This is a genomic window from Pseudoalteromonas sp. DY56-GL79 (assembly GCF_041414765.1).
Taxonomy (GTDB): domain Bacteria; phylum Pseudomonadota; class Gammaproteobacteria; order Enterobacterales; family Alteromonadaceae; genus Pseudoalteromonas; species Pseudoalteromonas piscicida.
The window spans coordinates 50,438-64,738 of sequence record NZ_JANHZS010000009.1 but is presented as its reverse complement, the minus strand read 5'-3'; the positions used below and the strand labels follow the sequence as shown (position 1 = coordinate 64,738).

At 42.7% G+C, this 14,301-nt stretch carries 9 protein-coding genes; 2 read left to right on the top strand and 7 right to left on the bottom strand.

The features are described from left to right. Window positions 1–316: 316 nt before the first annotated feature. Window positions 317–3,241: a TonB-dependent receptor domain-containing protein gene (locus NO992_RS08115; RefSeq protein ID WP_371375953.1), complete on the top strand. Its 2,925-nt coding sequence runs from the start codon at window positions 317–319 to the stop codon at window positions 3,239–3,241. 109 nt (window positions 3,242–3,350) lie between these two features. Here the strand turns inward: NO992_RS08115 and NO992_RS08110 are convergent, their stop codons facing one another. Continuing rightward, entirely contained in the window at window positions 3,351–5,687 is a 2,337-nt protein-coding gene (locus NO992_RS08110; protein ID WP_371375950.1) for a helicase-related protein, read from the bottom strand. Between the two features lie 303 nt (window positions 5,688–5,990). Here NO992_RS08110 and NO992_RS08105 point away from each other — a divergent pair, with 303 nt between their 5' ends. Next, window positions 5,991–6,815, top strand: coding sequence for a M90 family metallopeptidase (locus NO992_RS08105; RefSeq protein WP_371375947.1), 825 nt, complete (start codon window positions 5,991–5,993; stop codon window positions 6,813–6,815). A 73-nt stretch (window positions 6,816–6,888) separates the two neighbouring features. Here the strand turns inward: NO992_RS08105 and NO992_RS08100 are convergent, their stop codons facing one another. The 6 genes from NO992_RS08100 to NO992_RS08075 all read right to left on the bottom strand — a co-directional run bounded on the left by NO992_RS08100 (window position 6,889) and on the right by NO992_RS08075 (window position 14,196). Then, window positions 6,889–8,712, bottom strand: a complete 1,824-nt coding sequence (locus tag NO992_RS08100) for a DEAD/DEAH box helicase (RefSeq protein WP_371375944.1) — start codon at window positions 8,710–8,712, stop codon at window positions 6,889–6,891. 129 nt (window positions 8,713–8,841) lie between these two features. Further along, window positions 8,842–9,105, bottom strand: a complete 264-nt coding sequence (locus NO992_RS08095) for a GrxA family glutaredoxin (protein WP_010378880.1) — start codon at window positions 9,103–9,105, stop codon at window positions 8,842–8,844. Window positions 9,106–9,396: 291 nt separating this feature from the next. Continuing rightward, window positions 9,397–9,675: a peptidylprolyl isomerase gene (locus tag NO992_RS08090; protein WP_010378882.1), complete on the bottom strand. Its 279-nt coding sequence runs from the start codon at window positions 9,673–9,675 to the stop codon at window positions 9,397–9,399. Window positions 9,676–9,735: 60 nt separating this feature from the next. Further along, window positions 9,736–11,799: a TonB-dependent siderophore receptor gene (locus NO992_RS08085; RefSeq protein WP_017216233.1), complete on the bottom strand. Its 2,064-nt coding sequence runs from the start codon at window positions 11,797–11,799 to the stop codon at window positions 9,736–9,738. Between the two features lie 109 nt (window positions 11,800–11,908). Then, window positions 11,909–12,391 carry a TlpA family protein disulfide reductase gene (locus NO992_RS08080; protein ID WP_371375939.1) on the bottom strand — a complete coding sequence of 161 codons (483 nt, stop codon included), beginning with the start codon at window positions 12,389–12,391 and terminating at the stop codon, window positions 11,909–11,911. A gap of 83 nt (window positions 12,392–12,474) precedes the next feature. Further along, on the bottom strand, window positions 12,475–14,196 hold the full coding sequence (locus NO992_RS08075) for a lysophospholipid acyltransferase family protein (RefSeq protein WP_017216231.1): 1,722 nt from the start codon (window positions 14,194–14,196) through the stop codon (window positions 12,475–12,477). Between the last annotated feature and the right edge of the window lie 105 nt (window positions 14,197–14,301).

Sequence of the window (14,301 nt, the reverse complement as noted above, 5' to 3'; positions counted from 1 at the left end):
TAAATGTAGTGTTTGTGCTTTTATTGTTGCGTGAAGTGTGCTTTTTTGCGATGAATTACAAAAGTGATAAAAAAAGTGAACTTATTTTTATATTTATAACACCATGAAAACAAAAGGGAAAAGTGGGATTTAATGTTAAAATTATGCCTTTTTGGGTTTATTTTATGAAATGATTGTTGACCCTATGTTGGTACTAAAAGTAGTATAACCATCGATACGATAACTTAACCAACTCTGAAAATGATATCTAAGTGTGTTTAAGGTGTTGTTTTTAAATAGGTTTTTTTATACATAAAAATAAAATCAGGGATCAATCATGTTGAATAATAAAGTAAGCAAAGCTGTTCGTTTAGCAATCGCTTTCGGTGCAGCTGCTACCGCTGCAGTAGCAAGTTCATCTGCGCTAGCTGAAGAAAATTCAGAAGCAGGTGTAGAGCGCATTCAAGTAACAGGTTCAAAAATCAAGCGTCAAGGCTTAACATCTCCAACACCTGTGACAGTAATTACAGGCGAGCAATTAGTTGCTCAAGGTATTACAAACGTAAATGACCTTTTACGCGACTTACCTGCTGGTGAAGTTGGTAACTCTCCAGAAACAACAACAAATACTATTTATGCGAGTGGTTTGAACACTTATAACCTTCGTAACCTAGGGTCTAGCCGTACACTAGTTTTGGTTGATGGCCGTCGTTTTGTTGGCTCAGGTCCGACAAATAATGCCGTTGATTTAAATAACATTCCAGCGTCAATGATCGACAGAATTGAAGTAACAACTGGTGGTGCATCTGCTGTATATGGTGCAGATGCTGTTGCAGGTGTTGTTAACATCGTTACTAAGAATTCTTTCGACGGTGTTAAAGTTCAATTAGATACGCGTCGTCCACAACAATCTGGTGGTGAGCGTGATAGTATCTCAATTACTGGTGGCTACGAGGGAAGCGATTTCAGCTTTATCTCTACACTAGAATACAACGACGCAAAATCGCTAGCTAAGATGGATCGTGATTTCTTCAGAACGCCTGTAGAAACATTTAGAAATCCAGCAAATAAGACAGATACAGACTTCATTCCACGTATGCTTTCTCACGAACGTCGTGAAGGTTATGCACTATATGCAAGTCAAGGTAACTTCTTACTAGGCCCATTTAATGCTGATACGATTGATAACCGTAACTACACATTCGATTCAAATGGCAACATTAGAAGCTTTGACTATGGCGAAGGACGTTTACCTGACTTTGATCCAGCAAACCCAGTATTAAACTACGTCGAGACAGATGAAAACCCTGGTGATGGTATTCGTCATGGTTATCGTGAATTCTTTAATACGCCGTTGGAGCGCATCACTTTTGGTACAAACTTCGAGTACCGCTTTGCTGATGAGCATAGACTAACTGCTGGTGTTTTCTACGGTAAGTCAGAGTCAGCAACAGAGTCATCACCATCTTTCCACAGACATACTATTCGTCGTGACAATGCTTATATGAAGCAAGATATGAAAGACTTGCTTGATAACTATGAGAACGCAGATGGTGAAGTTAGCCCTGTTTCCAGCGTAACACTTTACCAAATGTCAGATAAGCTAGGTAACCGTGAGTTTACGCAAGACCGTGAGTCATTGAACTTCAGTATTGGTGTTGATGGTTTAATTACTGATGATTGGGCTTACAATGCCTATGTTCAATATGGTAAAAACGAAAACGAATCAGTTTGGAAAGGTGAAGTATACACTCAAAACCTAGCAAATGCTGTTGACGCTGTACTTCTTGACGGCAATGTTGTTTGCGCGGACAGAGATGCAGATGGCAATGTTGTTGGTGCTTTAGCAGGTTGTACTCCATTGAATGTAATGAACATTCAGGATCTGACAGCAGAACAAGCAAGCTACATTCTTACTGAAGCGTCTAACGTACGTAGCGCTGAAATGTATTCTGCAGGTGTGACTGTCGATGGTGTTGTATACGAATTACCTGCAGGTCCACTTTCAACTGCAATCTCACTAGAGCGTAGAAAGAACGAATCTGAAGCGACTCCTAGCGAAAATATGCAAGCGGGTACGATCTTTAACAATTCAAGTCAGCCTTTTAAAGCAGACATTTCTGTAACTGAAGCATCGGTAGAATTCTCTATCCCACTAATTACAGATATGGAGTACATTCAAGACCTGACTCTCGAAACTGCGTATCGTTACATGGATTATTCTGTAACAGGTAGTGATAACGCTTGGAAATTAGGTGTAAACTACACTGTGAATGATGAATTATCATTCCGTGCTACACGCTCTAAATCTGTACGTGCTCCAGACTTAGGTCAGTTGTTTACAAATAAGTCAACAACTTATGGTACAAGATCTGACGTATGTACTGCAGAATCTATTAGCAGCTCAACATCTCGTTATATCGATAACATTAAGAAAAACTGTGCGGCTGATGGCGTACCAGTCGACTTCCAGCCTTCGCAAGAGTGGAGAACTGGTGGTTCACTGAAAGGTTATATTGATGGTAACCCAGATTTAGAGAACGAAGTGTCTCAAGATTTAACGGTTGGTTTTGCTTATTCACCAAGCCAGCTTGAAGGCTTTGATATTACACTAGATTATTGGGAATTTGAGATCTCTGGTGCGTTAGCAACTTTCGACGAAGAAGTAATTGAACTTTGCTATGAATCAGAATCACTTGATAATCCGTTCTGCCCTAACGTTATTCGTGACCCAAATACTCACGAAATCACAGAATTCTATCAAAGAACACTGAATGCTGCAGTAATCAACAGAAAAGGTGTTGATTTTGAATCTCAATATCGCTTTGATGCACTAGGTGGTGAGATTGTTACTGGACTTACTGCGACTTATAATATTTTATCTGATGAAAATACAACTGGTCGTTTAGAAGACTATCGTATTTACACAGGTGAAGTTGGTACACCTCGTGTGAAAGGCCGACTAAACATTAAATATCAGGCTGATACTTATTTCGTAGGTGCAACAGTTAACTACCGCTCTGCTACTGTAAATGATCGTAATGACTGGACGCCTGAAACAAATAATTATAACGATGTGTCTTCGTATACTCGAGTTGAAGTGCGTGCTGGTGTTGATATTACTGAAGATTTCACAGTAACGGCTCGTGTTAAGAACTTGTTTGACGTTAAGCCTCCAAGAACTCCTGATACATATGATGATGGTGAATTCTTTGACATCTACGGACGTACTTTGTCTTTAAGTGCTTCTTACACGTTCTAACTTGAGATGCTCTAGAACTAGAGCATCAGGTTAGTACTGAGAACAAAACAAAGCGCCTAGTGTAACTCTAGGCGCTTTTCATTTTCATTAGAATCAATACACGGCTTCTCTAATTTACATCGACCACTTTACTCGCTTTACGATAGCGTATTTTGAAGCCACTCCAGGCTGGCAGTTCCCACCTCTTTGGTGCCTCTTTCCTAGTACCGCTGATATAAGTAATTTCGATTCTTTTCCCTTTAAAGTTATAGCTTACAGCCATTGTCAGAGCTGGAATTGACCAGGTTAGCGGAAACTTTTCAACAAATGGTGTTAATTCCCACGCTTCAATTTCATTGAATAACAAGTCTTGTTCGCTGATTAGCTCTACATCGTCATAGCTTTCAATACCAAGCGCCGTTAGCTTCTCACTTAAAAACGAGTCGAGTGTGGGCACAAGTTCACTGCATTCGTAGAATTGATAGAATAATGCAGTCTGCTCAATACTAGCTTCTATCTGCTTGGCCAAACCGGAAAATAGCGTATTATTTTGAATAAGAAATACTAAGGCATAAACAACATCCTTGGGTTTATCAAGGCGCTTAGTTTGTTGGCCTAAAACCTCGTCACTGTAATGTGTAATAAACTCACCCCAAAGCTCATCATTATCAATATAGGCTGAGCGTAATGTTTGGCTGCCGAGGCCCATTTCAAGTAATTGCTTTTTCGTTAGTAGCGCATTACACATCGCGAGAGTCTTGGCTTGCTTGATACCTTTACTTGCGAGTGAAAAAGTATCTAATACCAGTAATGCTTCTGCCTGTTCCGGTACGCGAGTATGGTTTGAAGGTATGACTTCAGCTAAGCCATTATTAAAACCATTACGACGGTTTTGCTTATTGATATAAACCCAATGTGGCATTAGCTTAGCTAACTCAATGACCAGTTTGTCATGATCAAAACTGGCTGCTTTATCCAAAGGAGGTAGTGCAAATGCTTCACGCAATTGCGTGCTAAATTGCTGTGCTTCTGTGAGCGCCTCAGGCGTAATATCAATTAATTCTTCAGTTTGTCCTCTCACCACCGCGATAGCGATTTCTATATCTGAGCCTCGAGTAAATCGGTTATTTAATCTTGTTAAGCGCTCCACATCATTCGGTAGCTGGTAGACTCGTGCTGGTACAGACAGTAGCGAAATTAGGTCAATAGCCGCTTGGCGTAGCGTGTTTGAGGTCAGTTTATGGATCACATAACCAAACTCAAAATCGACGGGCAGCGGGTACAGCAGCTTGCCAAACGGAGTTGCTATATTTTGTTCATCAATGGCTTCTAATGTAATTAGCTGTTGTTTAGCTTTATTTAGTGAGCTTTCTGGGAGTGGGTCGATAAAATCAATAGACGAGACGCCTGTTGTTGCACAGCCCGCCGCAAGCACGAGTTCTGCCAATGATTCTCTTTGGATCTCAGGCGGGGTGCTGTCTATCAAAGGCGCATACTGGCCATATAACCGGATACATAGTCCCGGTTGCGTGCGTCCTGCACGTCCTAGACGTTGCTTTGCCGAATCTCTTGCAATCGCATCTAAGCCTAATACGGTTTTTCCAAGGCGTAAATGAGTACGACGCTCAAGCCCTGAGTCAATCACGCAAGTGACATTGGGAATAGTGAGCGAGGTTTCGGCAACATTGGTTGCGAGAATAATTCGACGTGTACTTTGTGCGGTTAATGCCATGCGCTGAGCCTCTGGGCTGCAGCCACTATATAAACCAACGATAGTCGCTGGCAGCGTTTTTACTTTAGCTAAGCTTGCTTGGATCTCGGCCTTGCCAGGTAGAAAGACTAAAATATCGCCTTGGCAATGTTCCAATGCGTATTGGCAAGCTGCAAAAACGCGAGTATCGAGTTGCTCTTTCTGGGGCATAGTTCTTGGATCAGAGGCGTGAAAACACTCTTCAACGGGGTAAATGAACCCTTCTGACTCTAAGATAGGGGCGTCTAAATAAGAGGCTAATTTTTGGCTGTTTAACGTCGCCGAGGTAACAATTAGTTTGTGTGATTGAGCCTGCCTTAAGAGCGCTAATAATAAGTCCATGTCCCAGCGTCTTTCATGAAACTCATCCAACATAACGGCGCTGAATTCTGCAAGTTTGCTCTCAAAAAACCACCTTAATGCTACACCAGGCGTTGCATAAACTACCTGAGTGTCTGGTGAAAACTTCCCCTCAAACCGAATAGCAAAGCCCACCTTTTCACCAAGCGGTGAGCCACTTTGAGCCGCGACATATTCAGCCAAAGAGGTACAAGCAATACGCCGAGGCTCAATGACTAATACTCTGCCATGTTGTGAGGCCCAAAGCGGAAGTTGGGTCGATTTGCCTGAGCCTGTTGTGGCACATACCACAATCGCATTTTGTTCGTTTAGTGTTTGAGTAAACTGAGGCTGTAAAGATTCAATGGGTAAAGACATAGCAGTTCATTTGCATTTTTTCGCCATAGTACCAAAGTTTGCTTGAAAAAGTGGGAGTCAGTACCAATTAATATTTGATAGATTATTCAACCTGAACTCGGAATAGGAAGTTAGGGAACTGATATAAAATACGCTTTCTAACATTATTCAACTCTAGCCAGATGTTCTTTCGTAATACAAGGCAAATTTGAGCGTCAATAGCTAGCCTATTGCAAACAAATTTAACGCAGTAGTCAGGAATAACAACTGCTAGAGAACAAGTTATTATTCCTAGTTTAGGTTATTTTATAAAGGCCAAAAGCCATGATAGAAATATTGCTTATTGTCGGCCTTATTCTATTTGTTTCTCTGTATTGGAACTGGGAAAAAATTCAAAGACTGCAGTGGCAAAGGAAATACCGAGATCAAACACTTAGCGCGTCAGATAAGCAAGTATTGCTAAAATACATGCCTATCTATCGTAAGATGACAGATGCTGACCGCACACAGTTAGAAAAACATATTGTCTGGTTTCTTGGCGAGAAGCGGGTATTGGGTAGAGATGGGTTAACGGTGTCACGACCGATGACCTTAATTATTGCTGCAGATGCCTGTTTACTGGTTCTTAAGCAAGCTTGGCCACTCTATCCCAACGTCAAAGAAATATTACTGTATCCCAGTAGCTATTACGCGCCACAAACTGCTAGAGATGGTGCTGGTTTGGTTAGTTTTCACCAAACCGTTCGTCAAGGAGAGTCTTGGCCTGGAGGTACTTTAGTACTGAGTTGGCACGATGTACTTGAGGGAAATCGATTGCCTGAGGATGGTCACAACTTAGTATTTCATGAGTTCGCCCATCAACTTGACCAACAAACTGGTGCGACGAATGGAACGCCTGCGTTACCTGTAGGAATGAGTTACCAAGACTGGGGGAGGGTGCTATCAAAGGCCTACCAGCACTTAAAAATGCAGCTGTCTTACAATATGCCTCATGCTATTCATTCATACGGCGCAACAAACGAAGCGGAGTTTTTCGCCGTGGTCACAGAAACCTTTATTGAAAAGCCCCATGAACTCAAACAGGAAAACCCAGAGCTATATAATTTGTTAAAAGACTACTATCAGTTTGAACCAAGAGATTGGCAATAACATTAAAGCATAACTGACACTAGCTAAGATAAAAAAACCGCTCAATTGAGCGGTTTTTTCTTAAGAGCGTCGATTAAGAAAAGCTAATTTCTTTTCTTTCGCGCTTTTCTCTTCTTTGACCTTCAGGACGGCGTTTATCGCCACCGCCACTACGTGGGTCTTTAAAGCTACGCTTACGGTCTCTTTGCTCTTCGCCTCTGCCTTGACCTTGGTCAGCAGGGTGAGTGCTCTTAGTCATGTTCATAGGGCGTTGACAGATGTGAACGCTCTTGAAGTGGCTAAGTACATCACTTGGCATATTCTGTGGCAATTGAACCGTGCTGTGTTCATTGAACAGACGGATTTCACCGATGAACTTGCTTGAGATATCCGCTTCGTTTGCGATAGCACCAACGATGTTCTTAACCTGAACACCATGATCACGACCCACTTCGATGCGGTAAGTATCCATTGGACCTGATGCGCGATCACGGCTACGAGATTTGCGTTCACCACGCTCGCCACGTTCACCACGGCTACCATCTCTTTCGCGACGCTCGCCACGACGGTCGTCACGTTCTCTACGTTCACGTTGTTGAATTTGAATATCTTCAACTTTCAGCGGCGTTTGCTGCTGTGCAAGACACAATAGCGCTGCTGCTAAGTCTTCTTGGCTCAGCTCTAGCTTTTGTGCAAGGCCTGATGCCACTTTTGAGAAGAACTCAATGTCTTTGTGCTCAAGCGCTGTAGAGATCTTGGTCTCTAATGCACCAATACGCTTTTCTTCAACGACTTTCGCATTTGGTAATTCAACCTGTGCAATATCAGAGCGCGTATGGCGCATGATGTTCTTAAGTAAATAACGCTCGTTGTTCTTAACGAACAAGATTGCTTTACCTTGACGACCAGCACGGCCGGTACGACCAATACGGTGAACATAAGCTTCACAGTCTTGTGGGATATCGTAGTTAACAACTAGGCTTAGACGCTCTACGTCAAGACCACGTGCCGCGACGTCAGTTGCGATAACGATATCTAGTAAGCCGCTCTTTAGACGGTCTACTGTGCGCTCACGCGCCTGCTGGTTCATGTCGCCGTTGAGCGGTGCAGCTGAGAAGCCTTCACGCTCTAGTAGCTCTGCAAGCTGAACAGTGTCATTACGTGTACGTACGAACACGATAGCACCGTCGTAATCTTCCGCTTCTAAGAAACGTACGATCGCTTTGTTTTTGTGTGCAGTTGCACGCCAGTAAACTTGCTCGATCGTAGATACTGTAGAGTTACGCGGTGTGATCTTAACTTGTTCAGCGTTGTCTAAATACTTATTACAGATTGATTGGATCTGCTTAGGCATAGTCGCAGAGAACAAACAAGTTTGCTTCTCTTCCGGTGTTTTCTCCATGATGCTTTCAACATCATCGATAAAGCCCATGCGTAGCATTTCATCTGCTTCATCAAGTACAAGTGCGTTTAGACCAGAAAGGTCAATCGTCTTGCGGTTGATGTGGTCAATCAAACGACCTGGTGTTGCCACAATAATTTGGGCACCACGGCGTAGAGCACTTAGCTGAATGCCGTAGCTTTGACCACCATAAAGCGCTAGTACTTCAACGCCTTTAGTATATTTAGCATATTGCTGAAATGCTTCAGCAACTTGAATAGCTAGCTCACGCGTTGGCGTAAGCACAAGAATTTGCGGTTGTTTAACGGATGCGTCTACTTGGTTTAACAATGGCAGTGCAAATGCTGCCGTTTTACCTGTACCCGTCTGCGCTAGTCCCAGTACGTCTTTTCTTTCTAGCAATAACGGTATACATTGAGCTTGGATCTCAGAAGGTGTTTTATATCCCAGCTCTTCGACTGCTTTTAAGATTGCAGGAGAAAGGTCTAAAGATTCAAACGTAACTGGTTCTGACATTAATGCGCCTCAACTATTTTAAAGAGGCGCGCATTGTACAGGAAAGATAAAATAAAAGCTTGCATAAAATCACACTATTTTATATGTGCCTGATATTGGTTAAAATTTAATCTATGTGATTTTGCTAATTTACTGGTAAAGGCCTAAATTTGCTTTTGCATAGGCTTCAAATTCAGTAAAGCCACCAATGTGATCTTGGTCGATAAAAATCTGTGGTACGGTAGGGCAAGGTTTACCCGCTGACTTTTCAAGGTCGGCTTTGCTTACGCCTTCCTTGATAATGTCAACATAGCGAAAATTGAAGTCATCACGCTCTTGCGTTAAACGCTCAGCCACTTCTTTTGCACGAACACAAAACGGGCAACCTTCACGACCAAAAATAACAGTAAACATATTCTTTCTCCTAAATGAACCTGAACTTCGGATAATTAATGCCTTTCTAGCAGCCAGTTTTAGCGCTAACTGCGTTGAATTCACTTCCAATAGCCAGCTATTGGTGCGTAAATTCGCCTGATTATCTCCAAAACTCTCTGGCTAGATAAGGAAATAATTTAATGTGAACTTAAAAACAATGAGTTGGCTCATTCCTTATCCAAACCTCAGGTTAAATGATTAACTTCAGTATAGAGGATTAATCATGAAGGTAAATTGAATTAAAATGATGAGATTAATCCAAAAAAGCGATTAACTCCGATAGACGGTTTTGATCAAGTGGAAGCCGAACTTGGTTTTCACTGGGCCATGCACTTCAAATAACGGCTTTTTGAATACCACATCGTCAAAGGCCTTCACCATATCCCCTTTATTGAACTCGCCAAGGTCGCCACCGCGCTTTTTTGAAGGACAAAGGGAATGTTGTTTAGCCAATTTGCCAAAGTCAGCACCTTTGGCTAGTTTGGCTTTGATGTCTAAACACTCTTTTTCGGTTTTTACTAAAATATGATAGGCGCACGCTTTAGGCATGAAGGGACTCTCATTATAAAAATAAATGCGATCATGCAGAGCTTGTGCGCCTAAGGCAAGTTAAAATGTTACGCTGAAGCCAATAGAAGGACGCATTTCAAAGTCATCGCTTTCCTCTTCTATATATAAATCATTGATTGATTTGACTCTATCGTAGTCAAGGTCAACATAGGCTGTATTGTCTTGGCCATATGCATTCATTAGCTCCAAGATTAGCTTGCCATCAAGCCCAAATAATTCTGTTTTGCGTTCAAAACGAATATCTAGGCGGTGATAAGTGTCAAAGCGCTCTGAGAATGGGTCGCCATACACTGGCAAGTAGCGGTTCGCAAATTCAGGGTTCTCTTTTACACCCACAATAGGGGTATAGGCTTGGCCGCTGCGAGCGGTAAAGTTAAAGCCTCCAGACCACTTTTCGCCAAAGTCATAGTGAAACACGGCATTCAGAATAAAAGGGGTATCGGCATAATAGTCACGCTTAATGCCGGTTAGCTCATCCTCACGCTCACTTTTTGCAAGGCTTACAGCAACCCAACCATACCAGTCATCGGTTTTGTTTTTGTTAACAATAAAATCAACACCGTAGGCTGTACCGGAAGTCCCATTGATATAGTTTACTTGAGATAAGGGGACACTTTTTGGCAGGTCATCCATGGTTTTATAATAGGTCTCGACGGAATATGACCACTCATTTTCCAACTCCTGTTTAAAACCTAAGGTATAGTGAGTTGAACGCTGAGCTTCAAGTTCAGGGTTACCAACAACAGGTAATATGTATTCAAGGTCTTGAATGCGGCTGTAAGTGCCAGCCTTGGCTGAGATCACTGTATCATCGTTATAGAAGTAATTGAGCGCAAAGCGTGGATGAACAATCGTCTCATCACTGTAGTCATAATATTCACCCACTATTCCTAATTCACTTTGCCAGTTTGGTGAAAATTGCCAAACGTGATTAACCCCAATAAAGGCAGAATCTGTTCCAGCACTCGATGTGCCCTTAATCCTTTCTCCTTTATTTAGGTCACAGTCGGGGTCAAACTCGGTGCAAACATAGTTAAAAGCATCGTAGCGGTAGGTGGATTTTTTGTCGTAGTAGCCGGCATCTGCAATGACACGTTGCTCTTTATTTAGTTTATAACTGGCTCGTACTTTATAACTGAGTTGTTCTTCTTCAAAATTTTCAAAGTAGCCATCAGATAAAGTCGCGCGTTGACCATAGCGCATAGTGGCTTGGTGATTGAGATAACCGACGCCTGCGCGAATATGTAGGTCTTTGGCGTAGTGGTCCCACAATATGTTCTGACTATTAAATTTACGAATATAGCGAGCATCGCCCTGATATTCTGGGGTTTTAAGGGCAAGATCTGACGCGCCTGAAAACCCAGCCGCAACCGAATCCTCCGCGCCATTGATATTTACCGTTAAGGTATTATTTGCATTGATGTCCCACAGCCACTTGGCTTGGTAATCGTGATCATCCGGTGGATCGTTAATGGTGATCCCTGTTGGCTTGCCATCATCGTCCTCAAGCTCCTCGCCATCACTGAAAAACAGCGGTAGGGTACTTTTTCTTGCTGACACATAGAATGCAGAATTTTCAGTTGCTTTACCTTCAACAAAAATACCTGCGTTAAACATGGTTAAATCAAGTGTGGTGGCAATATTTTGGTATTTTGGATTACGCAGCGTGACGTCAAACACGGCACCAGTGGCATTGCTGTAACTGGTACCAAATCCGGCAGAATTCAGCTGAAAATCTTGAATTGTATTGCGGTTGAAAATAGAGCTGCCGAAATCGTGAAAGATATATCCTGCGGGCATAAAGTCCACTTCAAAGATATTGTCGTCAGGAGAAGAACCTCGTACGGCAGGTGCGCCCATAGAACCACCCGCAGCAACAACGCCAGGTAGAGCAAAAGCAGCCCTGAGCGGGTCGCCCATGGCTCCTGGCATGTCTACAAGTTTTTGCGCATCTTCGGTAATTTCTGAAATAACTGAGCTGCGTTTATAAATAACTTCGATGTGTTCAATTTTCTCCTCATCGGCTAATGCATGATTGCCAAGGGTAGTGCAGAGCACGAGGAGTGAAATTTTACTGAGCGTAAAGTGTGGGGCGTGGCGCATGGTCGGCTTCCTATTCATCCTTTGTTAAGATGTGCGTTAGCCTAAACGAAATAATTGTTGATTAATTTCAGAGAGTCGTAATTAACTGTAAGCGGTTTATTTAGGTTTCTTACAATCTCGCTCGGATCCCTATCTCGGATGAGTAACCAACAGAGCGCTCGGTTATTTTGAAGTCTTCATCAAGTACATAATAGGTAGGGTAAGTCTGCACTTTGTACGCTTGTGCCGTGGTCTGATTGCCGAGTAATACGGGCATGTCTAATTGTAGATCGCTGACAAACTTTGTTACTTCTTCAGTGGAACGATAATCCAACGCAATCGCCACCGCTTTGACTTTGCCTTGTTGATGCAATTTATCAATATTCGGCATGCTCACTCGACATACGCCGCACCAAGGCGCAAAAAAATACACGATACTTTGTTGACCTTTAAGCTGAATAGAGGAATAAGTTTGCTTGGATTGTAAAATGGGTAGGTGAAATGGCGGCGCCGTTTGCTCTCCCGAGTCGGCAAGCATGTTTCTTTCTTGATAGGCTGAGACGGCGAAAAACACCAGCACAATGATGACAGCTTGGCCAAGTAGCTTGAGCATACAAATGATCCCGTGATAACAGTAAGCAACAATAAAGACCGCAGTGTATCGATCTTTATTACAGCGGATCAATGTATTTGAGCTTAACCGTAGGGGTTATCGCCTAGGTAGCGCTTTGCTTTTTGTTCTTTTAATTTCGCTAAGTCAACGAGTACCAGACCATCGATACAGTTATTAAAGTCGGGATCTATACTAAAGCTCAGAAAGTTCACGCCTTGCTCTTCGCAAAGCTCCGTATATTGCTTAAATAATGTAGGGACTTGAGCACCCATATTAGCAAGAATATGTTTGAGCTCTGCGAAATCTTCTTTGATGTCATCGCCACTGAACATGTGTTGATAACGGTTAAGCTGATCATTACTTAGCTTCATTTCGTTGTTCGGCGTGGCGATACCAGCAAGGTTTGAAAAGTAATGTTGGTAGTGATACACCAACATGGCTTTTGCTTCATCCGGTAACGCGTTCGAGAGGCTGACTGCACCAAACATATAACGGTGCTCTGGGTAGCGCTTTACGAATGCACCGATACCATACCATAGGTAATCTAGGCTCTTGCGACCCCAGTACTTGGGCTGCACAAAGCTGCGACCAAGTTCGAGGCCTTTTTCAAAGTATGGGGTCATGGCTTCACTGTACGAAAACAAGCTGTCGGTATAAAGCCCGGCTTGCCCGTGTTCTTCTATCACTTGCTTGGCACTTGCAAGGCGATAGGCACCCACCAGCTCAAGTTGTTTCGTGTCCCATAACAACAAATGGTGGTAGTGCATATCGTACTTATCGATATCACGACGATTACCACTTCCTTCTCCCACGGCCCTAAAGGCAATTTCTCTAAGGCGTCCAAGCTCTCTAAATATCACCGAGCTGCCGGTGTATTGGTAAACGTATATTTGCATGCCATCGGGTGTTTCACCGATACATTCGCACGCTTCCACTGCCTTTTTAAGTTCTTTGCGATTTTCTGGAACTGCAATAGGGGTTTGTGTTTTGAGTGGCAGTGGCTTTTTACTGGCAAGGCGATAAAGTTGTTTGCGAATAAGCGCGACTATCTCTTTGTCTTTAAGGTTATCAATAAGATAAGACTCTGGAGGAATGCTGGCGCCTATTTCAAATTCTAGCGACTTTTGCCTTTGTTTAAACATCTCTTTGACCAATAATAAACTGGCTAAAGGCTTATAAATCATACTGGTGCCGTAAAAGAGCGGACTGTTTTTCGCTTTGATAAAAATGGGTAGAATGGGGCAATTGGCTTTTTTAGCCATTCTTAAAAAGCCAGAGTTCCATTTGCAGTCTTTAATACCGGTTGGGCTTAAGCGAGAAACTTCACCAGCTGGGAAGATAAGTAGCGCTCCCTCAGACTTTAAATGCTTGTGAATGTTTGCCAGCTCTTGTTTTTTACTGGTTCCTGAGAGGTTATCAACAGGCAGTAATAGGGGATGCATTGGTGTAACCGACATCAACATCCGGTTAGCAACAACCTTTAAGTCAGGCCGTACTTGCGCCAGCACTTTGATTAGTGCCAGTGCATCTAAAGAGCCAATAGGGTGGTTTGCGACGATCACCACTGGACCTTCGCTTGGGATATGCTCTATTTGCTTTGGTTTAAAGCGAGCGTCAAAATCTAACTCATCGAGCACTTGTTCAACAAACTCGAGTCCTTGCAAATGAGGGTAGGTGTCAGCAAACGCGACAAACTCTTGCTCATGCAAGAGATAACCAAGCCCTTTTTTTACTAAACCTTTTACCTTTGGGGAGTTTTCAAGTTGTGGAAGATTTGCTTCAATGACTTTATCTACACTGATCATTTTTCATCACCTGTTGGCGCTTTTTTGCAAGAGTAAAAACTATTAATGACAAGCATGTTGCATTGGTATGTCATTTATTTTGCAGTGATAGCGTGTCGAGAGAAT